The organism is Novispirillum itersonii (genome assembly GCF_014205675.1).
GTDB classification, from domain to species: Bacteria; Pseudomonadota; Alphaproteobacteria; order Rhodospirillales; family Rhodospirillaceae; genus Novispirillum; species Novispirillum itersonii_A.
The window spans coordinates 193,817-217,695 of record NZ_JACIIX010000004.1; the positions used below are offsets into that span (position 1 = coordinate 193,817).

Here is a 23,879-nt window from a genome sequence, read left to right on the forward strand (position 1 = left end):
TTCAACGTCCCGGATCACAGCATCAGCTGGATCGGATCTTCCAGCAGCGGCTTCAGCGCGCTGAGGAATTCCGCACCGACCGCGCCATCGACGGACCGGTGATCGACCGACAGGGTGACGGTCATCATCTGGCGGATCGCGACGGCACCGTCACGCACCACCACCCGTTCCTCACCGGCCCCGACCGCCAGAATGCAGCTCTGCGGCGGATTGATGATGGCGGAGAAGGTCTTGATGCCGAACATGCCGAGGTTGGAGATGGTGAACCCACCGCCCTGGAACTCTTCCGGCTTCAGCTTGCCGTCGCGGGCCTTCTTGGCCAGACCCTTCATCTCGTTGGAGATGGTGGACAGGCCCTTACGGTCGGCATTGCGGATCACCGGAGTGATCAGCCCGGCATCGGTCGCCACCGCCACCGAAACGTCGACGTCGTCGAAGGTCAGGATGGCTTCATCGGTCCACATGGCATTGGCGGCCGGAACCTTCTTCAGGGCCAGCGCGCAGGCCTTGATGATGAAGTCGTTGACCGACAGCTTGTAGTCCGCGCCCGGGCGGTCGTTCAGCTGCTTGCGCAGGGCCAGCAGGCCGTCCAGCTCGATATCCACCGACAGGTAGAAATGCGGCACGGTCTGCTTCGATTCCGCCAGACGGCGGGCGATGGTCTTGCGCATGCCGGTGTTGGCATGTTCGGTGTAGCTCTGCCACGGCATCGGCTTCAGGGCCGGGGCCGGTTTCGCAGCCGCCGGGGCCGGAGCCGCCGCCACCGGAGCAGCAGCCGGGGCTGCCACAGCCGCCGGAGCCGCCTTGCCGACGCCCGCCGCCAGAGCGGCTTCCACGTCATGCTTGACGATCCGGCCACGCGGACCGGACCCGGCAACCTTGGTCAGGTCCAGACCGGCGTTCTTGGCAATCCGGCGGGCCAGCGGGCTGGCGAACAGACGGGTGCCATAGGCGCCCATCGGCACCGGCTGGGCCGCCACCGGGGCCGCAGAAACCGGCACGGAAGCCGGGGCAGCAGCTGCCGGAGCCGCTGCCGGAGCGGAAGCCGCAACCGGAGCAACGGCGGCCGAGGCATCGTCGCCTTCTTCCAGCAGGATGGCGATCGGGGCGTTGACAAGCACGCCCTCGGTGCCTTCAGCCACCAGAATCTTGCCGATCACGCCTTCATCGACGGCTTCGAATTCCATCGTCGCCTTGTCGGTTTCGATTTCGGCGATGACGTCCCCGGCGGCGACGCTGTCGCCTTCCTTCTTCAGCCACTTCGCCAGCTTGCCCTCGGTCATGGTCGGCGAGAGGGCCGGCATCAGGATGTTTTGAGCCATTGTTTCAGTCCTCTCGCGCTCAGGCCTTGTAGCAGACGGCCTTGGCGGCATCAGCGATGCGCTTGGCGTCCGGCAGAACCATCTTTTCGAGGTTCACGGCATAGGGCATCGGCACGTCGATACCGGTGACCCGGCGGACCGGCGCATCGAGATAGTCGAAGGCGGATTCGGTAACGACGGCAGAAATTTCCGAGCCGATACCGGCGTACGGCCAGCCTTCTTCAACGCTGATGCAACGGTTGGTCTTCTTGACCGAAGCCAGAATGGTCGGAACGTCCAGCGGGCGGATGGAGCGCAGGTTGATGACTTCGGCATCAATGCCCTCAGCCGCCAGCAGGTCCGCCGCTTCCAGCGAGGTGCCGACCATGCGGGAATAGGTGACGATGGTCACGTCCTTCCCGGCGCGTTCGATCTTGGCCTTGCCGATCGGCAGCACGAAGTCCGGATCATCCGGCACATCGAAGCTCTGACCGTAAAGCATTTCGTTTTCGAGGAACACGACCGGGTTCGGGTCGCGGATCGCCGCCTTCAGCAGGCCCTTGGCATCCGCCGCCGACCACGGGGCCAGAACCTTCAGGCCCGGGCAGTGGGCATACCACGAGGCATAGCACTGGGAATGCTGGGCGGCAACGCGGGCCGCGGCACCGTTCGGGCCACGGAACACGATCGGGCAGCCCATCTTGCCACCGGCCATATACAGGGTCTTGGCCGCCGAGTTGATGACGTGGTCAATCGCCTGCATGGAGAAGTTGAAGGTCATGAATTCCACGATCGGACGCAGACCCTTGAAGGCTGCGCCGGTGGCCAGACCGGCAAAGCCCATTTCGGTGATCGGGGTGTCGATCACGCGGCGCGGGCCGAACTCGTCGAGCAGCCCCTGCGACACCTTGTAAGCGCCCTGATACTGGGCCACTTCCTCGCCCATCAGGAACACGGCATCGTCGCGGCGCATTTCTTCGGCCATGGCGTCGCGCAGGGCTTCGCGCACGGTCATCCGCACGAACTTGTCGTAGGTCTTTTCCGGAATGTCGGTGGTGGTATAGGCGGTGGTGGTCAGCACTTCCGGCTGGAAGGGCTCAACCGTACCGGCAGCCACCGGCACAGAAACCGGAGCCGCAGCAACGGCAACCGGAGCAGCAGCCACCGGAGCCTGGGCAGCAGCCGGAGCGGCGACCGGGGCCGGAGCAGCGGCGGCATCAGCGGCAGAGGCATCCTCGCCTTCCAGCAGCAGCACGGCGATGGCGGCATTCACGGCCACGCCTTCGGTGCCTTCAGCCACCAGAATCTTGCCCAGAACGCCTTCATCGACGGCTTCAAATTCCATCGTCGCCTTGTCGGTTTCGATTTCGGCAATGATGTCACCGGCGGCGATGGCGTCGCCTTCTTTCTTCAGCCACTTGGCCAGCTTGCCTTCGGTCATGGTCGGCGACAGCGCCGGCATCAGTACGGTAATCGGCATGGTGTTTCGTCCTTGGAAGAAGGGGCCAGCGTTCTCAGGCGTCGACCAGAATGTCGGTGTACAGTTCCGACGGATCCGGTTCCGGGCTGTTCTGCGAGAACTCGGCGGCTTCGGTGACGATCACCTTCACCTCGCGGTCGATCTCCTTCAGACCGGCTTCGTCGATCGCGTTCAGCTCCAGCAGCTTGGCCTTCAGCTGGTCGATCGGGTCATGCTCGGTCCGCATCTTGGAGACTTCTTCCTTGCTGCGGTACTTGGCCGGGTCAGACATGGAATGACCACGGTAACGGTAGGTATTGGCTTCCAGAATGTACGGGCCCTTGCCGGACCGGGCATGTTCGGCGGCCTCAAGGGCAGCATCCCGCACGGTCAGGATATCCATGCCATCAACCGGGGCACCCGGAATGCCATAGGCGGTGCCGCGCTCGTACAGGGCGGTGGAGGCCGAGGCGCGCTCGACGCTGGTGCCCATGCCGTACTTGTTATTTTCGATCACATAGACCACCGGGAGCTTCCACAGCGCGGCCATGTTGAAGGATTCATAAACCTGCCCCTGGTTGACGGCACCGTCCCCCATGTAGGCAAAACAGACGCCGCCGTCACCGGAATACTGGTGAGCAAAGCCCAGACCGGTTCCCAGCGGGATCTGGGCCCCGACGATGCCATGACCGCCGAAGAAACCCTTCTCCAGCGAGAACATGTGCATCGAGCCGCCCTTCCCCTTGGAATAGCCGCCGATGCGGCCGGTCAGCTCGGCCATCACGCCCTTCGGGTCCATGCCGCAGGCCAGCATATGGCCATGATCACGGTAGCTGGTGATGACGGTGTCGACGCCTTCCAGCGCCGCGGCCTGCATGCCGACGACCACCGCTTCCTGCCCGATGTACAGGTGACAGAAGCCACCGATCAGGCCCATGCCATAAAGCTGCCCTGCCTTTTCCTCAAAGCGGCGGATCAGCAGCATGTCACGGTAGTAGCGGACCAGCTCTTCAGTATCCGGCACTTCGGAAGATTTTGCGGAACGGGGTTTGCGACGGGGTGTGGTAGCCATGGTCCCTCCGTGTCTGGGGGCTTGAGACTCAACGACAGCGTCCGGCAGCGGTGTCCGCAGCGGACAGGATCTGGCTGGACCGGCCTTCATTACAAGCCCGCCCCTTACTTGCACTAACGAACCTGAAATCCTGTCCGGCGTACCGACGATCCCAATTCGGGCGAGCGTAACGGGGCAAGCCTGCTACGGCAGGTGCCAACACCGTCACAGTATGCAAACCGCTGTCGGTTGCAAGTCAGAAAATCGTGCTAAGTGCTTGTATCGCAATGCACAATGATAATTTAACTGATTTCTGGTTAAATCCCGAAAATCCCACACTTTCCACAAAAACCTACCCGCAGGCGATATAATTTTATATCTCAATGGGAGGCAGACTGGAAATTTATGGGAACATAACTGTGCAGTGCGGAAATTTTTATGAAAATCCCCGACCTCCTCAGGAAAGGCAGAAAAATGAAAAACCCCGCCGGGTAGGGCGGGGTTTCCGTCAACCTGCCTGACTGAAGATCAGGCCAGACCGGGAGATCGAATCACGGGGTGTCTTTTTCAGCCCCGGCATCCGGCGGCAGCAGGATCACCTTCTCACCCCGGTACCCCATATTCAGCATCACCCGGGCCCGCTCTTCCAGAATATCCGGATCCATGGCCTCCGGCTGCATCAGGGCCACCCGGTTTTCCAGATCCTTGCGGCGGGCCGAGACCGTTTGATGCAGGGCTTCTGCCTTGGTGATTTCCTGCCGCAGCTGCCACCAGGCAAAAAGACCACGGTCCCCCTGCACAGCATGGAACAGAAAATACGCCACCCCAGCAGCCCCCAACAGGGGCCCCAGCGCAGTGTGCATCCAACGGCGGATCAGATCATAGCTCAGCATGTTTTAAGAGGATCACGGATCCGCCCCGTCGGTCAAGATCAACCAGCTGAAACTCAGACGGAATTCTGCGGCAGATCACCGCCCCCGGCCCAGACTTCCACCGTCAGGTGAGAAACCAGCCCGATGGCAGCAACCTGCCGATGCACGGCAGCCACGACATGTTCCCCCTGCCCGACCCGCACCCCGACAGAAACCGCACAGGCCCGGTCATCGGCCCCAACCCGCCACAGATGGAAGTCATGGATCGCCGCCACACCGTCAACAGCCGCGATCTCCTGACGCAATTTTTCTACTAGTAGAGAATTGTCACCTGTATCCAGAAGCGCCGATCCGGCATCCCGCAACAGCCCCCATGCCCACAGCAGCACCAGAACGGCCCCGACAATGCCCATCAAGGGGTCCAGCCACGCCAGCCCCCACAGCTTGCCACCAATCAGAGCAATGATCGCCAGCACCGATGTCGCCGCATCCGCCATGACATGGACATAGGCCGAGCGCAGATTGATATCCCCGGTGCCATGGTGATGCCCGCCTTCAGAATGCGGATGGTCGTGATCGTGATCGTGATCGTGATGATGGTGGTGGTTGTGATGCGCATGATGATCGTGATGGTGATGCCCTGCACCCGGCCGCGACAGGATCCAGCCACACAGCAGGTTCACCAACAGCCCGACCACCGCCACCATCATCGCCTGATCATACAGCACGAGATCCGGGGTCAGCAGTTTCTCGACCGACTGCACCGCCATGCCCAGTGCCACCATCACCAACAGCAGCGCGCTGGTATATCCCCCCAGAACCTCAATCTTCCAGCCCCCGAACGGAAACCGCCCCGAGCCGGAAAACCGGCGGGCCAGCGCGTAGGCTAACGCGGAAATCCCCAACGCGATGGCATGGCTGCCCATATGCCAGCCATCGGCCAGAACCGCCATCGATCCGGTCACTGTACCGCCGACGATCTCGGCAGCCATCGTGATGACCGTCAGACCCAGCGCCCAGCGCGTGGCCCGCTCCGCCAGCGGCGTTCCCGCCGGGGCGGGATGGTGATGGAGCCTCTTGTCGAAAACCGCATCTGTCTGCATGGTAAGGATCCGGAGAAAACTGAAAATATACTATACCCCAGTATCCTATGAATCAGAGACCGTCAAGACATGCCCCATACCATTAAAGACCAAAAGAAGCTGCTCGCCCGCGTCCGCCGGATCAAAGGGCAGACAGAAGGCCTTGAACGGGCTTTGGAATCCGGGACTGACTGCTCAGCCATCCTGCAACAGATTGCCGCCATCAGAGGGGCGGTCAACGGCCTGATGGCGGAGGTTCTGGAAGGGCACATGCGGGATCATCTGGGGGCGGAAGACCGCACCCCGCAGCAACGCCACGACGATCTGGAGCAGGTGGTTTCGGTCCTGCGGTCTTACCTGAAGTAAGCCCGACCCGCCATCATCGCCGGGAATACCCCCCGGGGGTATTCACTATACTCCTCCGGGGTATCCCCCCCCCCGGAGGCATCAGGCCGGACGCCGGAACGCCTGCCGTGCCGCCTCCGCCATCGGCCGTTGGACGCAGCCGAGCACATGGTCATTGATCAGCCCCATCGCCTGCATGAAGGCATAGACAGTGGTCGGCCCGACAAAAGCCCACCCCCGCTTTTTCAGATCTTTCGACAGAGCAACCGAGGCCGCAGACGTACTTTGCGTCTGCGGCTCCCCCAGATCCTCCGGCTTCGGCTCGAACCGCCAGACATAAGCCGCCAGCGACCCTTCCGCCTCCACCAGTTCGCAGGCCCGCCGGGCGTTGTTGATCACCGCCTCAATTTTCCCCCGGTGGCGGACAATCCCGGGATCTGCCAGCAGGCGGAGAACATCCTCTTCGGTAAAGGTTGCCACCACCCGAAAATCAAACCCATGAAAAGCCGCCCGGAAGTTCTCCCGCTTGGCCAGAATGGTCCGCCAGCTCAGGCCGGACTGGAAGCTTTCCAGACAGAGCTTCTCAAACAGGCGCTGATCCTCGCCGACCGGGAAGCCCCATTCCCGGTCGTGGTATTCAAAGAATTCCGGCGCGGACGCGCACCAACGGCAGCGCGGCAATCCATCCGGCCCCTCTACAGTCCGCTCAGAAAAGTTCTCTTTTTGTTCCGACACAATACCGTCCTCCCTGCTAATCAGGCTTGTTCTTCAGCATGGCATAGCCTTCCGTCTCCGACAAGAAACGGTGGGAACAAAATAAAAACATTCATCCTCTGTATGGGACGGGGGTGAATAAAAAGATTAAAAGCCCGCCCCGGTCTCCGGAGCGGGCTCTTCAATAGCCTCCGCCGTAAAACGCCTCAGGCGGCGCGGCGGCGCAATTCATCGAGGGAAGCGACGCGGGTCGAGGTCAGCACCACGCTGTCGCTGACATTCACCCACGCCGCTGAGGCACAGCCATTGAAGCGGGTGGACAGCGCTGAGGAATAGGCGCCAAGACGGCCGATCTCGATCCAGTCGCCTTCCCGCACATCATCGGACAGCCAGAACGGACCGGGCATGGTATCGACGGTGTCACAGGTCGGGCCGAACAGATCAAACCCGGCAGGCGCACCCATCGCCGGATTCTCGCCCTGCGGACGGACCACCTGCATCGGGAAGCAGTTGCCAAGGTATTTCAGCTCAGCCAGAGACCCATAGGTGCCATCGTTGATGTACAGCTTGTTGCCCCGGCGCAGCTCCACCCGGGCAATCACCGAGACCGCGTCAGCGACCAGCGCCCGCCCCGGCTCACACTGTAACCGGCAGGTGTCGGGCAGGCCGATCCGCTTGCACCCGGAGACAATGGCCGCGACAAAGGCGGCAAACTCCGGCTCTTCCCCGGTGTAATAGCCGGGAAACCCGCCGCCGACATCCAGCACATCCAGTGTCACTCCGGCCTGCCGGATCACGGTACCGCACAGGTCGATGGCGTGGGAGAAAGCGGCGGTGTCAACGCACTGCGACCCGACATGGAACGTCAGGCCGGTGCGGTTGCCACTGGCGGCAACACCGTTCAGCAACGTGGCGGCTTCCGCCGGGGTGGCCCCGAACTTGCCGTGCAGCGACATCATGGCATTGCGGTTGGGAATCTCCAGCCGCACTGACACGGTCATATCCGCCGCGCCCTCGGTCACATCGAGGATTTTTTCCAGCTCATCCGGATGATCGACCACAAAGGAGCGCACCCCATGCACGAAATACGCTTCGGCGATGGCGTCACGGCTTTTCACCGGATGCATGAAATGGCAATCCGCATCGGCGTAGCGGTCAGAGACCTGACGCACTTCGGCAATGGTAGCGGTGTCGAAATGGCGGACGCCACCGGCATACAGGGCATCCAGCACCGGCTGACCGGCGTTGCACTTCACCGCATACAACACATCCCCGGGGAATGCCGCAATCATCCGCCGCGCGTTCTGTTCCAGAACGCCGGGGCGGACACACAGGACGGGATCCCGGGGACGAAGAGTGTTTACAACTTCCTGCGCGGAAGCGAACACTGGGCTCATGGCTCCTACTCCCAACCAAACCGGACCGGCGGGTTATGGCCCCGCAAGGCACAAATTCGATCGAAGAGCCGGTCGCCGTGCGTGCTCTGCATGGAGACAACACTCCATGGGCCGATGAGCAGCCGTGCTTAGGGCAATCTTTCGAGGGGGTGTATATGCCCAACCCCTGCCCCCGGGTAAAGCCCTAAATACAGGTTTCACATGTTTTTAACGGGAATGGCATGCCACAGGCCCGGCGGACGGAACTTCCTTACGCCATCCGCCGGAGTATCGGCCTTATGCGGGCAGCAGCCGCTGAATCCACGCAGGCAGGGCAAAAGCCGCCGCATGCAGCGCCGGAGTATAATGGTCGGTGACAACACCGGAGCGGATAAAGCGGTCCGCCACCACGGCGGGAGCGGTTTCGCCCAGCCGGGTCCCCTTGGAGGCCCAGGTCAGGGCCATGTAGCCGCCGACATAGGTCGGTGTCACGGTCAGGTAAACGCCGCTGTGCGGAAACACCGAGCGCAGCTGCCGCAGGGTGTCGGTCAGTTCCTCCGGCTGCAACAGCGGCGCGCCATTCTGGAACACCACCACCCCGGTCTCGGTCAGGGAATCCCGCAGCAGTTCGTAGAACTCGGTCTGGAACAGGACCTCCGCCGGGCCGACGGGGTCCGGGCGGTCAGCGACAATCACGTCATAGCGGTTGCGGTTTTCTGCCTTTTTCATAAAGGCAAAGGCATCTTCCAGATAGAGGTGAAAGCGCGGATGATCGAAGGCCCCGTTGTTCACATCGGCAAAATGGGTCTTGCAGGCGGCAACCACGGCGGCGTCGATCTCGCACATCTCCACCTCGACCCCGTCATGCTTCAGGGCCTCTTCCGCCACCGCGCCATCCCCGCCGCCGACGATGAACACCCGCTTCGGGGCCGCCTGCTCGAACAGCGGCACATGGGTCATCATCTCGGAATAGCTGGCCTCATCCCGCGCGGTGATCTGCACCACCCCATCCAGCGCCATGGTGCGGCCCATGCGGACACTGTCGAAGATCTGGATGTGCTGATACTCCGACCGTTCATCGACCAGCATCGCGCCGTCGATGTCCAGCGACTGGGCATAACCGGGGTGCAGGGTTTCGGTAAAGCGGGCGGTCATGGCAGCATCCTCTTTCTGGTCTTGAACTCTGGGAACGTGAACTTTGGGGGAGTGGGCTGCGGGAAAAACGGACGGGGTCAGCCTTCGCCAACCAGCCAGCGGCCGGTCCAGCGGGCTCCGGGCTGCTGTTCCAGCACAGCCGTCAGCCACGGCATCACCGCTTCCGCCGCCTTCAGCACCCCCCACGGTGGGTTGATGAAGACAAAACCGCAGCCGTTCAGCGTATCAGACCAGCGCGGCGGACGGACCATCAGGTCCAGCGCCCACGCCGAGGTCACGCCATCCGCCGCCAGCCCGGCCACCGCCTCATGAAAAGCCATCGTCGCCGCCGGATCCTTAATCGGGTACCAGATGGCATAGCTGCCGCTGGCCCAGCGCTTCACCGCGCTGCGCAGGGCACGGATGATCACATCAATTTCATCGGTGCGCTCAAACGGCGGATCAATCAACACCAGCCCGCGCCGTTCCGGCGGCGGCACCTGCCCTTTCAGAACGGCATAACCATCGGCATTTTCCACCCGCACCCCGCCGAAGCGACGCAGGTTATGGTCCAGTGCCGGGGCATCCTCCGGGTGCAGCTCGCAGGCGATCAGGCGGTCTTTCTGGCGCAGGGCCTTAGCTTCCAGCCATGGGGAGCCGGGATACCAGCGCAGACCGCCATCGGGGTTGAGGTCACGGATTGCCTGCACATAGGGCTGAAGCGGCTGCGGCAGGTCATCCCGCCCGGTCAGGCGGCCGATGCCCTGTTCCCACTCCCCGGTCTTCCCCGCCTCTGTTCCCGCCAGATCGTACAGGCCGATCCCGGCGTGGGTATCCACCACCACAAAGGGCTTATCCTTGGCGCGCAGGGTTTCCAGCGCCATCATCAGGAAAGCGTGTTTGAACACGTCGGCAAAGTTGCCTGCGTGGAATGCGTGGCGGTAATTCATCGGGGACCGTCGCTGTCAGGAAATCAGGACCGGAGAAAGCCGGATCCGTCTGCCCCTGCTTTACCTGCTCCGTGGCGGTAAGACAAGACCCGGCGCATGTTCACCGGCGGGCCTCAGCCCGGCCACACCGCCAGCCCGGTCACCGCCTGCCGCAGCACCTGCCGCCCCCGGAACAGGACCATCTCCTTCCAGTCCGGAGTATCCGGGTAAAATGCCCGGCGGATCCGCTTCTTCACCGCCTGCACATCGGGGTCATACCAGTCCAGCGCCTGCTCCCCCTTGGCAACCCGGGCATGCAGCCAGTGGTCCGCCCGCAATGCCCCGAAAACATCATCAAAGGGATAAGTGCCGAACTCCAGCGTCAGCATACAGCCATGATCCTCGATAAGGCCGTGCCAGAAATAGTCCGCCAGCCCCCGCTTGGGGCCGGACGTGGAGGTGCCGAGGAAGGCTTCGGTAACACTCTGGCCGAACCAGCGGCGGGCCAGCCACGCCGACCGGCTTTCCGGCTGATGGTCGCTGATCAGCTCGCCATAGCCGAACGGGCCAAGGCCGGTGTGAAGATCAATCACGCACAGGGCGGCACGCCCGGCCAGATCATAATCCTGCGCAATGGTTTCCAGGGTCCGGCGGGACCATGTCGGTGCATCGCCGCCATAAAACAGCCCCAAAGGATGGGTGTACTGCCCGCTGGTCAGGGCGTTTTCATAGGCGCGCTGACCGTGCAGCAGCTTATAGCGGTCCAGCGCATCCTGTGCGCCGAACACCGGCTCCCCGATCAGGGCCTCCGGAATCAGGGCGTCGGCCAGTTCGGCATAGCCTTCGTCCTGCGGCAGGGGGGCCGAGAAATCAACAAAGTTCCGGTTCAGGTCCACCCCGTCCTCGGTGGTGCGGCGCAGCCACGCAAACCCCCAGGGATTGATGCCATGCACCAGCAGCACCGCACAGCCATCCGGCAGGGACGACGGCCCCTTGCCCAGCAGCCAGTCGGTCTGTACCGCCGACCCGGCAAACCCTTCCACCCCATGGGTCCCGGAAATCACCACCAGCACCCGGCGGGCGGCGCGGGGACCGATCCATACGGTGTCACAGGCCAGCGCCTCGGCCACCGGCCCGGCCAGCGGATGGCGGTGATGCCCCGCACTCAGGCCCTGCCCGTCCACGGCAAACAGAAACTCCCGCCGCGCCTGCGCGTAATCATCGGCGAAGGCCGCCAGCGATGCGGTGTAATAGATGTTATCCGCACGGGCATCACACAGCATTCACGTCATCTCCGTCAGCAGGCCAGAGGCAGGCGGCGTTACAGGTCAGCCCCCCATTAACCCCCAGATCTGTAACAAGGAGTATCAGCAAATCTGCATAGCCTCCCCGCAGCTGACGCTTACCGGGGCGGTTTCCGGCTTTACGTCCATCCTCCGTCGGCATACTTTGGATACATTATGAATTCCGCTTTTCTGTCCGTCATCGCCGTCGTCCTTGGTGTCACCCTGCTGCAAGGGGCCAATGGCGTTCTGACCGCCCTTCTGCCACTGCGGATGGTGGGGGAAGGGATGGGCGCGATCAGCGTCGGCATCATGGCCACCGGCTATTCCGTCGGCTTTCTTGTCGGCTGCCTGATGGCCCCGACTCTGGTGCGGGCGGTCGGGCATATCCGCGCCTACGCTATTGCCGCCGCCGCGCTGTCGGTGATGGTGCTGTCTTTCGCCATTGCCGTTGATGCGGCCCTGTGGACAGCCCTGCGCAGCGTGACCGGGGTCTGCATGGCCGTGCTGTATACCGTGGCCGACAGCTGGATCACCGACCGGGCACCGCAGGATCAGCGGGGCCGGGTCCTGTCGCTGTATCTGGTCGCCACCAAGATCGCCTTGATTGCCGGGCCGCTGCTGCTGGCGGTGACCCCGGTGGCCGGACCGGGGCCGATGATGGTGATGGCCGCCCTGATCTCCCTGTCGCTGATCCCGGTGGCGTCCACCCGATCCAGCAGCCCGACCCTGCCGGATTCCCGGCCGATGGGCCTGCTGACGCTGTTCCGCATTGCTCCGGCAGCCGTGACCGGGGCCTTTGCCGCCGGGCTGACCAACACCGCCACCATCAATATTGTTCCGGCCTGGGGGGCACAGATCGGCCTGACCACGGTCTATTCCGCCGGTCTTCTCGCCGCCATTCAGGTCGGCAGCCTGCTGGGTCAGTGGCCGCTGGGCTGGTTGTCGGACCGCACCGACCGCCGCCGGGTGATCGTCTATGCCACCATCGCCGCCGCACTGGCCTGTCTGGCCACCGCCGCCCTGCCGCTGCTGTGGCCGGGGGCACCGGGATGGATGGCGTGGATCCTGCTCGGCCTGTGGGCAGCGGGGTCGATGTCGGTCTATTCCATCTGCGTCGCCCACGCCGGGGACCGCTGCCAGCCGGAACAGATCGTTCCCGCCACCAGCGCCCTGCTGCTGTCGTGGGCGGTCGGCTCTGCCGCCGGGCCGACACTGGCCAGCCTGACCATGCAGGCGATGGGTCCCTCCGGGCTGTTTGTTTACTCCGGGGCGGTCGCCCTTCTGGTGGCAGCCTTCACCCAATGGCGACTCCGCCGCCGTGCCGCGCCGCTGCCCGAGGAGCGGAACAGCTTTGTTGCCATGCCCACGGCAAGCCCGGCGGCGTCAGGCCTTAACCCGTCAGGACAGCCCCCTGAGAAAAAATCCTGATTTTCGACTTTAATTACCTGCCCATACGTTACCTTTCTGACGCTTGACAGGTTTTCCTGCCCTATGGCGCCCTTATGTGCAGGCCACGTCAAGATGGCCCTTCAGCATAGTCAGGGAGACGGCGGCCCCACCCCGCCCACGTCAGAAAAGGACACCAGAATGACCATGATCCACAGCGCTGCCCTGCGGCGCGGGCTTCTTGCCGCCGGAATGATTGCCAGCCTCGCCGGGACCGCCTTGCCCGCCGATGCCGCTGATCCAGCGGCCGGAACGTGGCGCTACACCGTTTTCCGCGATGGCTCCCCGATCGGGGATCACGCCATCACGTTTACTCCGGCCGGTGATCAGCTTCAGGTCGATATCAAGACCGACATCGCGGTGAAGATCGCCTTTGTCACCGCCTTCCGCTTTGAGCATTCCTCGCGGGAGGTCTGGCAGGGCGGGCGCCTGCAATCCCTGACCGCCACAACCAATGACGACGGCAGCAAACACACCGTCACCGCCAAGGCCGAAGGCGGAGTGTTACAGGTGACGGCAGATGGCGGCACATCCAGCCGCCCGGCAGAAACGTTGATCCATGATCAATGGAACACGGCCAACCTGAAGGCCCCGGCCCTGCTGTCCGCCTTCGACGGCACCGACTACAAGGTCAGCACCTCCGGCCCGCAGGCCGAAACCGTCGAGATCGGCAGCCACAGTTTCAAGGCCCGAAAATACAGCGTCAGCGGCGATCTGGTCCGCTCCTTCTGGTTTGATGATCAGGACCGCCTGCTGAAGGTCGCCTTTGAATCCCGGGGCTCCAATGTGGTGTACGAGTTTAAGCCATAAGCCGGGAGGCTTACCGGTTCGGGGTAGAACATTCTACCCCGGATGAGCGGCGCGGATCCTGTTAAATCCCTGGCCCCAGGGTCCGCGCCCGTTCAATCGCCGCCTGCCGGGCACTGTCCCCCAGCGGCACCAGCCCGAGGGAGGTCAGCCGTCCGTCCGGGCCGATCATTCCGTTCGACAGATAGGTCGAGACAAAGCGCCCCAGCCCCGGCGTCCGTGGCAGATGGGCTGCCTTCACATACAGATACAGGGTCCGCACCAGCGGGTAGCTGCGGTCCTGTACGGTGGCAGCGGTCGGTGCCACCCCGTTCAGGGTCGCCGCCTTCAGGCCCCGGTGCTGATCCAGCACCTGATGGCCGACAATCCCCACCGCTTTAGGATTGGACAGCAAACGGCGGGACAGCATTTCGTCTGATTCACCGGCGTGGATATAGGCCCCGTCCTCGCGCAGGCGTTCGCAGGCATCAAGGCGCTCACGCAGGGGCAGCCCGACCATGGCCGGGTCCTCATGGCAGGCCACATCAAGGATCATCCCCAGCAGGGCATCGTGGGTCCCCGACGTCGGCGGCGGACCATAAACCTGAATCGGCAGATCCGGCAGGGCCGGATCAATGGACCGCCATGTCCGGTACGGATTGGTCACCAGCTTACCGTCCACCGGCACCTTCGCCGCCAACGCCAGCCACAGATGCCGCAGGGAGAGCGGATAGGACGGCGCATCCGCCGCCATCGCCACAATCACCCCCCCGGTGCCCAACGGCAACGCTTCCGCTGCCGTCACCCCGGCAGAATCGCACTGCTGGCGCTCCCCCTCCGTCATCGGGCGCGATGCCATGGCGATATCAGGGGTCCCGGCGCCATTTCCCGCACAGAACAGCTTGAAACCACCGCCGGTGCCGGTGCTTTCCACCACCGGAGCCGGATACCGGGTCCCTTTTCCGAACAGCTCCGCCACGTCAGAGGTCATGGTATAGAGCGTTGAGGATCCGACGATCCGGATTGCCTGCTGCGGCCCCTCGGCCCGCAGCTCCGCCAGCGGCGACAGCGCCAGCAGGCCGGACAGGGACAGAGCCGCCCGCAGGAGGGCGCGTCGGGAAAAGGCGGCAGACATCATCCGAGTAAACCTGTCAGCGAATTGGCACGGCGTGCGCCGAAGACGGCACCGTCTCCAGGGCGGTCCCCGGCGCGCAGACAATGGCACGCGCAGCCCGGAACCGGCCTCCCCATGGCGGGGACACCCTAGATATGGCGCACTCTGTGCGTTCGTTCAAGGAAAACTCACCACGGCAGCGGTGACACGCCGATAACCGGCTGATGCAGCCCCAAAAGCAGAGCATAAAGCAGGGTTGCTGCCGCACAGCCCACCCAGAACAGCGGGCCGGACCGAAGCAGTGCGGGCAATGCCCGCAGGTTCAGGCGTGGGGCCTGATCGGCCAGCTCCTGCCACACCTGCGCCCCCAGACTCCGGCGGCGGCGGACATCCATCATCCCCATCCCGCCCAGCGCCAGCCCCCCCATCAGGCCAAACAGGATCAGGCTGGCCGCATCGCCGTTGGCAATCATGTGGAGCAGCGCCCACAGAGCCAGCCCGATCAGCACCGGATGACGGCTGACCCGCAGCAACGGCGGCATAGCCCGGTCCCCCATCCCCCCCCGGAAAGTCAGTGACAGCGCATTGGGGGTCACAAGACCGGCACAGATCAGCAGGCAGACCACCGGCATCCCCAGCACCGGCACCCAGTGCAGCCTAATATCTGGCCCCCACAGGCCGACATAGGGGGCCTGCCGGTAGGCGACGGCAACCCACACCACCAGCAACAGGGACAGCAGAGAATAGGCGGCAAGGTACACCGGGCGGCCAAGACGGCGGATCAACGCCCCCCGTACGGCCGGAGATGCCGGAATGCTGTGTGCGGCAATGAAGACCAGAACGGCAAGAATCAGCGGGGTCATGTCTGCTCCTGCGGCGGGTTTCAGCGGGCCTTGCGACTGCAAGCCTACTGTATCGGCGTCAGTCCACACAGGGGTTTCGCATAGGGTCGTGCCCGCAGGCCTTGACCGTCATCAAGGTACCTCCGGCCCGGCTGCCGCACGCTGCCTTCAGACAATTCCCCCGATCCATCAGGTGCCCCCTCATGCCTGCCTCCCCCCGCGTTTATGCCCCCGACCGCCGCCCGTCTCTGACTGCCCTCCTCAGCGGTGGCTTCAGGCCCTTTTTCCTTGCCGCCGGTCTCCACGCCGCCCTGTCGCTGGTATTCTGGATGGTGTGGCTGGGAGTGCATCATGCCGGGGGGGCCTTCGTAAAAATTTCTGTCAGCCCGCCGCCCTATGTCTGGCATGCCCACGAAATGCTGTTCGGGTTCGCCGGGGCAGCGGTCGGTGGCTTTCTGCTGACCGCCGTCCCCAACTGGACCGGGCACCGCCCGGTGGCCGGAATGCGGCTGGCGGCGCTGGTGTGGCTGTGGCTGGCCGGGCGGATTGCCCTGTGGTCCTCCGCCGTTCTGCCGGGGCCGGTGGTGGCCGGGCTGGATCTGCTGTTTCTGCCCGCGCTGATCAGCACGCTGGCCGGGCCGGTGATCCGCAGCGGCAAACGCCAGAACATGGCGGTGATCGGGGTGATCACCCTGCTGTGGGTGGCCCAGCTCCTCAGTCATCTCGGCATGCTGGATATTTTGCAGGATGGTGGCCGGGCCGGACGGCTGATGGCGCTGGATGTGCTGACCCTGCTGATGACGGTGATCGGCGGGCGGATCACCCCGGCGTTCTCCCGCAACTGGCTGTCGGCGCAGAGGCTGCCCCTGCCCCCGGCGGTGCCGCTGATGCCGTGGACCCCGGCGGCGATTGCCGGAATTCTGCTGGTGCTGGCCGGAGACCTGAACAGCCAGCCGATGCTGACCGCAGGCGGTGCCCTGCTGGCAGCGGTGGCCCTGCTGGTCCGCCTCGCCCTGTGGCAGGGCTGGCGGGTGCGGTCCGAACCCCTGCTGCTGGTGCTGCATATCGGGGCCCTGTGGATGGGCATCGGCTACCTGCTGCGCGGGCTGGCAGCACTGTCCTTCCTGCCGGAAGCCGCATCTCTGCATGCCCTGACCACCGGGGCGGCGGGCACCCTGATCCTCGGCGTGATGTGCCGCGCCTCCCTCGGTCATACCGGCCGCCCCCTCAGCAGCTCCCCCGGCCTGACATCAGCCTTCGCGCTGGTATCGCTGGCGGCAGTGGTCCGCGTCGTGGTGCCGATTGCCCTACCCGGCTTTTATATGGAAGGCATGCTGCTGGCCGGAGCCGCCTGGGTGATCGCCTTCGGCCTGTTCACCGCTCACTTCCTGCCCATCCTGACCACACCACGGTAAGATCACCGCGCTTCTGTGGCCGACGGCTTCTGTCTGGCCCGGCGCTGCGGCGGCTGCTTCATCTCCTTCAGCACAAACCGGGAGGGCAGCACCGCCGCAAACAGGTCTTCCTCCAGCGGCAGCGGACTGCCACTGCACAGGGCGGCCAGTGTCTCCGCCATCAGGGCCGCGGTCTGGAACCCACGGGACCCCAGCGCCCCCAGCACATACAGGCCGGGCACCCAGTCCGCCGCCGGATAACGGCTGTGGGGCCAGCCATGATGCAACCCGTCATACAGCTCCCGCCAGCGGGCGGCGTCGAACAGCGGGCCGGTCATCGGCATATGGTCAGCAATGGTCGCCCGCAGGCTGGACCGGCTGGCGATCACCGGGCGCTCCGCCCACGGCGTGGAAAGCGGCACCTTGTCCTCCGCCACCTCCATGTTCCGGGCGTCGTCGGCAGCAGTCGGCTGATCCCATCCCGGGCGCTGCGGATCGCCCCAGCGGTCATAGGTGGCCCCCACCACGCGCTGCCCCGGCAGGGCGGCACGCGGTGACAGATACCCGCCAAAGGACAGCGCCCCGCCCGGAAGATCGGCGCTGTCGGCAATCAGGGTGATCTGGCCGCGATTGGAGCGGATCGGCAGATCCGCCTGCGGCCACAGCAGCGGCGTCACCGCCCCGGCGGCCAGCACCACCGCATCCACCGTCAGATCCGCCCCGGTAAGATGCCAGCGGGACCCTTCGGCCGTCAGGGCCGTTACGTCGGCCTCAATCAACGGGATCTCCCCGCGCAGGGCGCTACAGACGGCAGGCGGGTGCATCGCCCCGGCATCGGGCATCCACAGGCCGCCCCGACTTCCCTTCAGGCCGGTCAGTGCCCCCGCTTCCGGTCCATCAACCCAGTATCCGATATCCTCGGGCAGGGTTGCGGCCAGCGCCCGCAAATGCTCTTCCTCCTGTTCCTCCGCCGCGACCGTCAGGATGCCGGGAAAAAAGGCAACCGCCTCCCCAAGGTCTCCTAGTAGACGCTTCATATGCCGGAAGGACGCCCCGTAAAACCGGGAATGGACCCCACCATCCAGCGTCACCCGGGGCTTCAGCAGGCCGCAGGGGTTGCCGGAGCCTTCCCGACCCTCCTGCCCGTGGCGGTCGACCAGCACCGGATCAAACCCGGCCCGGCGCAGGGCACGGGCAGCCGCACAGCCCGCGACCCCGGCCCCGATCACCGCAATCCGTGCCCCCGGTGCCAGCGCAGGCGGCAGCCGCAGCCACGGCGCTCCGGACGGCTCCGGGGCCTGTGGCAACACTGCCGTCAGGCAATGCTTCTTATACCGGAAGCCCTTGCGCCGCTCCGTCACAAACCCTGCCGCCTGCAAATCCTGCCGGACCTGCGTGACGGCGGTGAAGCTTGCCAGCCTTGCCCCGGGGGCAGACAGGGCCGCCACCCGCCGCAGAACCGCAGCCGACCACATATCAGGATTTTTTGCCGGGGAAAAACCGTCGAGAAACCAGCTATCAACCCGCGCCATCAGGCCCGACAGCATCGGCAGAACCGGCCCGAACAGCAGCAGCAGGCGGACCCGCCCCCCTTCAAACGACAGCGTATGGATGCCCGGCACCGGAGCGGGCCAGTGCCGCAGGAGTTCCTCCACCAGCGGAGACAGCTCCGGGAACAGGGCCAGTGCCCGGCGCAGATCCTCCCGCCGCAGCGGAAACCCTTCGACCGAGCAGTAGGACAGATGGCCGCAGCGCTGCGGATCCTCCCGCCACGCCTGCCACGTCAGCAGGAAATTGAGGCCGGTCCCGAAACCGGTTTCCGCCACTGTCCAGCGGTCCCGCCCCTGCCACGCCTGCGGCAGCCCGGTCCCTTCCAGAAACACGTAGCGGCTTTCGGCCAGACCATGGCCGATGATGAAGTAGACATCATCGAAAGTCCCCGAGCAGGGCGTTCCGTCCCCGGCCCACTTCAGCGCCGGGCTGCTCAGTTCACGCGTATCCATGGCATCGGCTTCCGCTTCACAGAAAAAGGGCCCCCGACAGCACGCCGGAGCCCCTTTCTCTTACCTGCTGATCCGCTTCAGGGAAAGAGGATCAGGCCGCAACCCACCAGTACATGAACACAAACAGGAAGACCCACACCACATCAACAAAATGCCAGTACCATTCCGCGAACTCGAACCCCAGATGTTTATCCCCGTCAAAATGCCCCCGCATCGCCCGCAGCAGCATCACGCCCAGCATGCAGACTCCGACAAACACATGGAACCCGTGGAACCCGGTGGCCATGTAGAAGGTGGACGGGTAGATGCCGTCCCGGAACGCAAAGGCCAGATGGCCGTATTCAATCGCCTGCAACACCAGAAAGCAGATCCCCAGCGCCACCGTCAGCGCCAGACCGCCCACCAACCGCCCCCGCTGCCCGGCAGCGATACCGCCACGCGCCCACATCAGCACCACACCGGAACTGAGCAGGATCACCGTGTTGATCAGCGGCAGGCCGAAGGGATCCGCCGTTTCAATGCCCGCCGGGGGCCACACCCCCTGCGTGACCGGCCCGATGTGCAGGGCGTTGTGGAAATAGGCCCAGAAGAAAGCGACGAAGAACATCACCTCGGACCCGATGAACAGCCCCATCCCCATCCGCAGGCCGGTGCGCACCGGCCCGGTGTGGGCGCGGTCCACCCGGCTTTCGCGGATCACATCACGCCACCAGAGGGCCATGGTCAACAGCACCAGCCCGAACCCGGCCAGCATCAGCCATGGCGGGCTGCCGTGAAAATACTGCACCGCCCCGACGGCGAGGACAAAGGCCCCAAGGGAGCCAAGCGCCGGCCATGGACTGGGGGCGATGATATGGAACGGATGCTTGCGGACACCGGCTGCACTCATGATCGGGTCTCCCCTGTCTCCGTGCCGGGCATAACCGGCCGGGGCTCAGCTTTTCTTTTCGAAAAAGGTGTAAGACAGCGTCACCGTACGCACATCGTTAACCAGAGGATCGCTCAGCAGGGCCGGATCAATAAAGAACTGAACCGGCATCTCCGCCGTTTGCCCCGGTTGCAAGGTTTGTTCAGAAAAGCAAAAACACTCAATCTTATTAAAGTATTGCGCGGCTTTCATCGGGGTGACGTTGAAGGTGGCCGTCCCGGTGACCGGCTGGGTGCCGGTGTTGGTCGCCCGATATATCGCCAGCACCGGCTCTCCGGCGTAAAGGGCCATCTGCGTCTGTCCCGGAGCGAACTGCCATGGCAATCCCGCCGCGACATTGGCATCAAACCGCACCGTCAGCCGGACCTGTGCCGCCTGTCCGCCTGCCCCGGTATACGCGGCCACATAGGATCCGCTCTTCGGGGTTCCTTCCAGCCCGGTTATCGCGCAGACCAGACGGTAGAGCGGAACTGCCGCGAAGGCCGCGCCGACCATGGCCATCGCAAGACCGGCAAACAGAAACGCGATACGCCCATTGCCGCTGTGGGTCTGCATGATGGTTCCTTCCCCGCGCTGAGGGGGCCTTGAGGGGTCCCTGAGGAGTCAGTGATGCCCTGTTGAAGCCAAAACCGGCGGTTCTTCAAAACAGTGCTCCGGCGGCGGGCTGGACAGGGTCCATTCCAGCGTCGTCGCCCCTTCGCCCCACGGGTTGGCCGCCACCTGCCGTCCGGCGGCAAAGGTCCGCCACACCACGAACAGAAAGAACACCGCCCCAAAGGCCGAGATATAGGCCCCGACGGACGACACCAGATTCCACCCGGCGAATGCATCCGGATAATCCGGAATCCGGCGGGGCATCCCCGACAGCCCCAGGAAATGCTGCGGGAAGAACGTCAGGTTAACGCCGGTGAACATGATCCAGAACTGGATCTGCCCCAGCCGCTCCGGATACTCCCGCCCCGACATCTTGCCGATCCAGTAATAGAAGCCGCCGAACATGGCAAACAGCGCCCCGAGGGACAGCACGTAGTGGAAATGTGCCACCACGTAGTAGGTGTCATGCAGGGCAATATCGACCCCGGCATTGGCCAGCACCACCCCGGTCACCCCACCAATGGTAAACAGGAAGATGAAACCGACAGCATAAAGCATTGGAGTCTTAAAGGTAATCGACCCACCCCACATGGTGGCGATCCACGAGAACACCTTGATTCCGGTCGGCACGGCAATGCACATGGTGGCGGCGAGGAAATAGGCCCGGGTGTTCACATCCAGACCGGTCGAATACATGTGATGTGCCCACACCACGAAGCCGATACCGCCGATCGACACCATCGCATAGGCCATCCCGAGGTAACCGAACACCGGCTTACGGGAAAACGTCGAGATGATATGGCTGATGATCCCGAAGGCGGGCAGGATCATGATGTACACCTCCGGATGCCCGAAAAACCAGAACAGGTGCTGGTACAGCATCGGGTCGCCCCCGCCTGCCGGATCGAAGAAGGTGGTGCCGAAATTACGGTCGGTCAGCAACATGGTCAGCGCCCCGGCCAGCACCGGCAGGCTGAACACCAGCAGAAAGGCCGTCACCAGCATCGACCACACGAACAGCGGCATGCGGTGCAGGGTCATCCCCGGTGCCCGCATATTGATGATGGTGACCAGAAAGTTGATTGCCCCCAGCACTGACCCCACCCCGGCGATATGCAGCGCCAGAATGCCCAGATCAACGGCGGAGTCCCCCATGTGCCCGAGCGTTGACAGCGGCGGATACATGGTCCAGCCGGTGCCCGGCCCGACACCGGTCAGCCCGGACATCACCAGCAGCAGAAAGGCGGGCGGCAGCAGCCAGAAACTGATGTTGTTCATGCGCGGAAACGCCATATCCGGTGCCCCGATCATCAAGGGAACGAACCAGTTGCCGAAACCGCCGATCAAGGCGGGCATGACCACGAAGAAGATCATGATCAGGCCATGCGAGGTGACGAACACGTTGTAGCGCTGGAAATCATCACTGAAAAACTGCACCCCCGGCGTTTGCAGTTCCAGCCGGATCAGAACCGACATCCCGGCCCCGATCAGCCCGGCAATCACCGCGAACACCAGATACATGGTGCCGATATCTTTGTGATTGGTCGAATACAGCCACCGCCGCCAGCCGGTTACCCGGGGGTGATCGGCATGCCCGCCCGGTGCGGTGTGTGCGTGGTGATCATGGTCATATGCGCTGTGCATGATCGTCTTTCTCCCTGTGTCCCCCCGGCAACCGGCGGCAACGGTCCTTTATGGCTTCACAGAGGCCACTTCCGTTGTCCCGGCGGTTCCCAGACGGGCCTGCGTCTTCTGCACCCAGCCCTTGAACTCCTCGGCGCTGACCGCCCGCACCGCGATCGGCATGAACCCGTGATTGACCCCGCACAGCTCGGAACACTGTCCATAGAAAGTGCCAGCCCGGTCAGCCCGGATCCAGGTCTCGTTCAGCCGGCCGGGCATACTGTCGGTCTTGACCCCCAGCGCCGGAACCGCCCACGCGTGAATGACATCCTGCGAGGTCATCACCACCCGCACCGTGGCCCCGACCGGGATCACCACTTCATTGTCCACCGCCAGCAGGCGCGGATCATTGGGCTCCAGCGCCGACGCATCCTTCATGAAGCTGTCGAAGGACAGATTGTGATCCGGGTATTCGTAGGACCAGTACCACTGGTGGCCGGTGACCTTCAGAGTGAAGTCGGCGTCACTGGTCCGGTCCATGAAATACAGCAGCTTGAACGACGGCACCGCGATCACCAGCAGGATCAGCACCGGAATGGCGGTCCATGCCACTTCCAGCACGGTGTTATGGCTGAAGGTCTGCGGTTTCGGGTTGGCCTTGGCATTAAAGCGGACCATCACGATGGCCAGCAGGGCCATCACCAGCACCACCACCAGAATCATCACCACGGTGATGTAGTTATGCAGGCTGGTGATCCGCTCCATCACCGGAGAGGCCGCAGCCTGAAAGGTCATCTGCCATGGCTGCGGCTGACCGTCTGACAGGGCGGCCCCACTGCTGAAGCCCAGAATCAACAGGGCCCCGGCGCTGGCTTTGGCAGCACGGAACACAGCGGCGGCCACACGGCCCCATGAATCAGCGTTTGTCATCGCGTCTGTTCTCCCCGGGCGTCAAAGACCCCTGAGCCGTCCGGCCCCGGTTTTCCCGGCCCGGATCCCTTGTCCAGAAACGACAGCGACGTGACAGCACTCTGCGGAAAAGCGGGCTTCAGCCGGTGTCGGAGAAACGCAGCAAACCGTTCTGTCATACAGTGCATTAAGCCGGATCAGCTTATCTGTGATCCTTGCCCGGTCCCGCCGTTCCTTCTCCAGACACGACGCCCGAAGCGACAGTTATCTGGTCAGAAGAAGCGGGGCACGGACTTACGGATACACACACCCCGACCTTTTAAAGAGCAGAGCGTTTTTCTGGATCAGCCAAATTCTGTTTAATCAGGAACGACCAACCCTTCAGGATTGATAACAATCGATTTATGTCAATTCACGGCAATCCGGCCATAAATGACACTGTGGCAGCCCCATCACCCTGCATAACAATGATTGGTTTACTTTCCACAGCTTGGCAATACCCAATAAGTTTTGTCTGTTTTTAACATCAGTATTAATGCGGACTTTCGCCTGCGCAGCAGAAACAGCCCGTTGGAATGCTTATCTTTTCCGAAATCCAGAAACGCACCTGCACACTCAGCAGGCATGCAGCACCCGAATACCACCCTCCGACTCCCTGAAAACAAACAGGAACGGCGCCGGAGTTTCCCCC

21 protein-coding genes are annotated in these 23,879 nt (G+C 63.6%); 4 read left to right on the top strand and 17 right to left on the bottom strand.

Going from position 1 to position 23,879, the window contains the following annotated elements; all coding sequences use genetic code 11:
* Nucleotides 1-14: 14 nt before the first annotated feature.
* From FHS48_RS07595 to dmeF, 5 genes are all read right to left on the bottom strand, one after another.
* Nucleotides 15-1,322 carry a pyruvate dehydrogenase complex dihydrolipoamide acetyltransferase gene (locus FHS48_RS07595; protein WP_184262947.1) on the bottom strand — a complete coding sequence of 436 codons (1,308 nt, stop codon included), beginning with the start codon at nt 1,320-1,322 and terminating at the stop codon, nt 15-17.
* A 19-nt stretch (nt 1,323-1,341) separates the two neighbouring features.
* Nucleotides 1,342-2,781, bottom strand: coding sequence for a pyruvate dehydrogenase complex E1 component subunit beta (locus tag FHS48_RS07600; protein WP_184262948.1), 1,440 nt, complete (start codon nt 2,779-2,781; stop codon nt 1,342-1,344).
* 34 nt (nt 2,782-2,815) lie between these two features.
* Entirely contained in the window at nt 2,816-3,832 is a 1,017-nt protein-coding gene (gene pdhA / locus FHS48_RS07605; RefSeq protein WP_184262949.1) for a pyruvate dehydrogenase (acetyl-transferring) E1 component subunit alpha, read from the bottom strand.
* Nucleotides 3,833-4,362: 530 nt separating this feature from the next.
* Complete coding sequence (locus FHS48_RS07610; protein WP_184262950.1) at nt 4,363-4,704, bottom strand: FtsB family cell division protein; 342 nt, start codon at nt 4,702-4,704, stop codon at nt 4,363-4,365.
* A gap of 53 nt (nt 4,705-4,757) precedes the next feature.
* Entirely contained in the window at nt 4,758-5,786 is a 1,029-nt protein-coding gene (dmeF, locus tag FHS48_RS07615; RefSeq protein ID WP_184262951.1) for a CDF family Co(II)/Ni(II) efflux transporter DmeF, read from the bottom strand.
* Between the two features lie 69 nt (nt 5,787-5,855).
* Between dmeF and FHS48_RS07620 the strand changes: the two genes are divergently transcribed.
* Entirely contained in the window at nt 5,856-6,131 is a 276-nt protein-coding gene (locus FHS48_RS07620; protein ID WP_184262952.1) for a metal/formaldehyde-sensitive transcriptional repressor, read from the top strand.
* Between the two features lie 81 nt (nt 6,132-6,212).
* Here the strand turns inward: FHS48_RS07620 and FHS48_RS07625 are convergent, their stop codons facing one another.
* The 5 genes from FHS48_RS07625 to FHS48_RS07645 form a co-directional block, all read right to left on the bottom strand.
* Nucleotides 6,213-6,791, bottom strand: a complete 579-nt coding sequence (locus FHS48_RS07625) for a DNA-3-methyladenine glycosylase I (RefSeq protein ID WP_260402388.1) — start codon at nt 6,789-6,791, stop codon at nt 6,213-6,215.
* Between the two features lie 239 nt (nt 6,792-7,030).
* Nucleotides 7,031-8,221: a type III PLP-dependent enzyme gene (locus FHS48_RS07630; RefSeq protein WP_184262954.1), complete on the bottom strand. Its 1,191-nt coding sequence runs from the start codon at nt 8,219-8,221 to the stop codon at nt 7,031-7,033.
* A gap of 276 nt (nt 8,222-8,497) precedes the next feature.
* Nucleotides 8,498-9,355, bottom strand: a complete 858-nt coding sequence (gene speE, locus FHS48_RS07635; RefSeq protein WP_184262955.1) for a polyamine aminopropyltransferase — start codon at nt 9,353-9,355, stop codon at nt 8,498-8,500.
* 77 nt (nt 9,356-9,432) lie between these two features.
* A complete protein-coding gene (locus tag FHS48_RS07640; protein WP_184262956.1) occupies nt 9,433-10,284 on the bottom strand; it encodes a 23S rRNA (adenine(2030)-N(6))-methyltransferase RlmJ in 852 nt (283 codons plus the stop codon).
* Nucleotides 10,285-10,397: 113 nt separating this feature from the next.
* Nucleotides 10,398-11,546: a M14 family metallopeptidase gene (locus FHS48_RS07645; RefSeq protein ID WP_184262957.1), complete on the bottom strand. Its 1,149-nt coding sequence runs from the start codon at nt 11,544-11,546 to the stop codon at nt 10,398-10,400.
* Between the two features lie 177 nt (nt 11,547-11,723).
* On the opposite strand from FHS48_RS07645, the gene FHS48_RS07650 reads away from it, so the two are divergent.
* Nucleotides 11,724-12,977 (top strand): MFS transporter, encoded by a 1,254-nt coding sequence (locus FHS48_RS07650; protein WP_184262958.1) that lies wholly within the window; start codon nt 11,724-11,726, stop codon nt 12,975-12,977.
* A gap of 159 nt (nt 12,978-13,136) precedes the next feature.
* On the top strand, nt 13,137-13,805 hold the full coding sequence (locus tag FHS48_RS07655; RefSeq protein WP_184262959.1) for a DUF6134 family protein: 669 nt from the start codon (nt 13,137-13,139) through the stop codon (nt 13,803-13,805).
* A gap of 61 nt (nt 13,806-13,866) precedes the next feature.
* Here the strand turns inward: FHS48_RS07655 and FHS48_RS07660 are convergent, their stop codons facing one another.
* Together FHS48_RS07660 and FHS48_RS07665 are read right to left on the bottom strand one after the other, a co-directional pair.
* A complete protein-coding gene (locus FHS48_RS07660; protein WP_184262960.1) occupies nt 13,867-14,919 on the bottom strand; it encodes a substrate-binding domain-containing protein in 1,053 nt (350 codons plus the stop codon).
* Between the two features lie 164 nt (nt 14,920-15,083).
* Nucleotides 15,084-15,758 (bottom strand): NnrU family protein, encoded by a 675-nt coding sequence (locus tag FHS48_RS07665; protein ID WP_184262961.1) that lies wholly within the window; start codon nt 15,756-15,758, stop codon nt 15,084-15,086.
* A 182-nt stretch (nt 15,759-15,940) separates the two neighbouring features.
* On the opposite strand from FHS48_RS07665, the gene FHS48_RS07670 reads away from it, so the two are divergent.
* A complete protein-coding gene (locus tag FHS48_RS07670) occupies nt 15,941-17,152 on the top strand; it encodes an NnrS family protein (protein ID WP_184262962.1) in 1,212 nt (403 codons plus the stop codon).
* Between the two features lie 2 nt (nt 17,153-17,154).
* On the opposite strand, the gene mnmC is transcribed toward FHS48_RS07670, so the two are convergent.
* The 5 genes from mnmC to coxB form a co-directional block, all read right to left on the bottom strand.
* Nucleotides 17,155-19,134: a bifunctional tRNA (5-methylaminomethyl-2-thiouridine)(34)-methyltransferase MnmC2/FAD-dependent 5-carboxymethylaminomethyl-2-thiouridine(34) oxidoreductase MnmC1 gene (mnmC, locus tag FHS48_RS07675; RefSeq protein ID WP_184262963.1), complete on the bottom strand. Its 1,980-nt coding sequence runs from the start codon at nt 19,132-19,134 to the stop codon at nt 17,155-17,157.
* A 91-nt stretch (nt 19,135-19,225) separates the two neighbouring features.
* Nucleotides 19,226-20,023 (bottom strand): cytochrome c oxidase subunit 3, encoded by a 798-nt coding sequence (locus FHS48_RS07680; RefSeq protein WP_184262964.1) that lies wholly within the window; start codon nt 20,021-20,023, stop codon nt 19,226-19,228.
* A 45-nt stretch (nt 20,024-20,068) separates the two neighbouring features.
* A complete protein-coding gene (locus FHS48_RS07685) occupies nt 20,069-20,617 on the bottom strand; it encodes a cytochrome c oxidase assembly protein (RefSeq protein WP_184262965.1) in 549 nt (182 codons plus the stop codon).
* Nucleotides 20,618-20,665: 48 nt separating this feature from the next.
* Entirely contained in the window at nt 20,666-22,300 is a 1,635-nt protein-coding gene (gene ctaD / locus FHS48_RS07690; protein WP_184262966.1) for a cytochrome c oxidase subunit I, read from the bottom strand.
* Between the two features lie 48 nt (nt 22,301-22,348).
* Nucleotides 22,349-23,209 (bottom strand): cytochrome c oxidase subunit II, encoded by an 861-nt coding sequence (coxB, locus tag FHS48_RS07695; RefSeq protein ID WP_184262967.1) that lies wholly within the window; start codon nt 23,207-23,209, stop codon nt 22,349-22,351.
* Nucleotides 23,210-23,879 lie beyond the last annotated feature (670 nt).

Bases quoted from the DNA above. Each gene is read 5' to 3' on its own strand.
- FHS48_RS07595 (WP_184262947.1), bottom strand. From the start codon at position 1,322: ATGGCTCAAAACATCCTGATGCCGGCCCTCTCGCCGACCATGACCGAG.
- FHS48_RS07600 (WP_184262948.1), bottom strand. From the start codon at position 2,781: ATGCCGATTACCGTACTGATGCCGGCGCTGTCGCCGACCATGACCGAA.
- pdhA (WP_184262949.1), bottom strand. From the start codon at position 3,832: ATGGCTACCACACCCCGTCGCAAACCCCGTTCCGCAAAATCTTCCGAA.
- FHS48_RS07610 (WP_184262950.1), bottom strand. From the start codon at position 4,704: ATGCTGAGCTATGATCTGATCCGCCGTTGGATGCACACTGCGCTGGGG.
- dmeF (WP_184262951.1), bottom strand. From the start codon at position 5,786: ATGCAGACAGATGCGGTTTTCGACAAGAGGCTCCATCACCATCCCGCC.
- FHS48_RS07620 (WP_184262952.1), top strand. From the start codon at position 5,856: ATGCCCCATACCATTAAAGACCAAAAGAAGCTGCTCGCCCGCGTCCGC.
- FHS48_RS07630 (WP_184262954.1), bottom strand. From the start codon at position 8,221: ATGAGCCCAGTGTTCGCTTCCGCGCAGGAAGTTGTAAACACTCTTCGT.
- speE (WP_184262955.1), bottom strand. From the start codon at position 9,355: ATGACCGCCCGCTTTACCGAAACCCTGCACCCCGGTTATGCCCAGTCG.
- FHS48_RS07640 (WP_184262956.1), bottom strand. From the start codon at position 10,284: ATGAATTACCGCCACGCATTCCACGCAGGCAACTTTGCCGACGTGTTC.
- FHS48_RS07645 (WP_184262957.1), bottom strand. From the start codon at position 11,546: ATGCTGTGTGATGCCCGTGCGGATAACATCTATTACACCGCATCGCTG.
- FHS48_RS07650 (WP_184262958.1), top strand. From the start codon at position 11,724: ATGAATTCCGCTTTTCTGTCCGTCATCGCCGTCGTCCTTGGTGTCACC.
- FHS48_RS07655 (WP_184262959.1), top strand. From the start codon at position 13,137: ATGACCATGATCCACAGCGCTGCCCTGCGGCGCGGGCTTCTTGCCGCC.
- FHS48_RS07660 (WP_184262960.1), bottom strand. From the start codon at position 14,919: ATGATGTCTGCCGCCTTTTCCCGACGCGCCCTCCTGCGGGCGGCTCTG.
- FHS48_RS07665 (WP_184262961.1), bottom strand. From the start codon at position 15,758: ATGACCCCGCTGATTCTTGCCGTTCTGGTCTTCATTGCCGCACACAGC.
- FHS48_RS07670 (WP_184262962.1), top strand. From the start codon at position 15,941: ATGCCTGCCTCCCCCCGCGTTTATGCCCCCGACCGCCGCCCGTCTCTG.
- mnmC (WP_184262963.1), bottom strand. From the start codon at position 19,134: ATGGATACGCGTGAACTGAGCAGCCCGGCGCTGAAGTGGGCCGGGGAC.
- FHS48_RS07680 (WP_184262964.1), bottom strand. From the start codon at position 20,023: ATGAGTGCAGCCGGTGTCCGCAAGCATCCGTTCCATATCATCGCCCCC.
- FHS48_RS07685 (WP_184262965.1), bottom strand. From the start codon at position 20,617: ATGCAGACCCACAGCGGCAATGGGCGTATCGCGTTTCTGTTTGCCGGT.
- ctaD (WP_184262966.1), bottom strand. From the start codon at position 22,300: ATGCACAGCGCATATGACCATGATCACCACGCACACACCGCACCGGGC.
- coxB (WP_184262967.1), bottom strand. From the start codon at position 23,209: ATGACAAACGCTGATTCATGGGGCCGTGTGGCCGCCGCTGTGTTCCGT.